The sequence below is a fragment of the Aeromicrobium sp. Leaf272 genome (assembly GCF_001422865.1).
Classification (GTDB): domain Bacteria; phylum Actinomycetota; class Actinomycetes; order Propionibacteriales; family Nocardioidaceae; genus Aeromicrobium.
In genome coordinates, this window is record NZ_LMMY01000012.1 from 1216 (window position 1) to 1442 (window position 227).

Below are 227 nucleotides of genomic sequence, written 5' to 3' on the forward strand. Positions count from 1 at the left end.
TCGACTAAATCGTCTCCCCATCAGCTCTCAGGCACATGAACGGCGGATTTGCCTACCGTTCGCCCTACGACCTTGGCCGCGGTCTACCATCGCCGCGGTTGAGCTACCTTCCTGCGTCACACCATTGCTTGCCTAGTACCAGTTCGGGTCATGCGCTCTGCTAGCCAATGCTCCCGAAGGAGCTGGAGGCTAGTTTCGGGCACTTAGCATCACTGGATTCAGCAGGG

General features: G+C 58.1%; 1 rRNA gene (running past both ends of the window). It reads right to left on the reverse strand.

What is annotated here, in order from left to right:
* Positions 1 to 227, reverse strand: a 23S ribosomal RNA gene (locus tag ASF38_RS09305) (it extends past both window edges: 945 nt to the left, 940 nt to the right).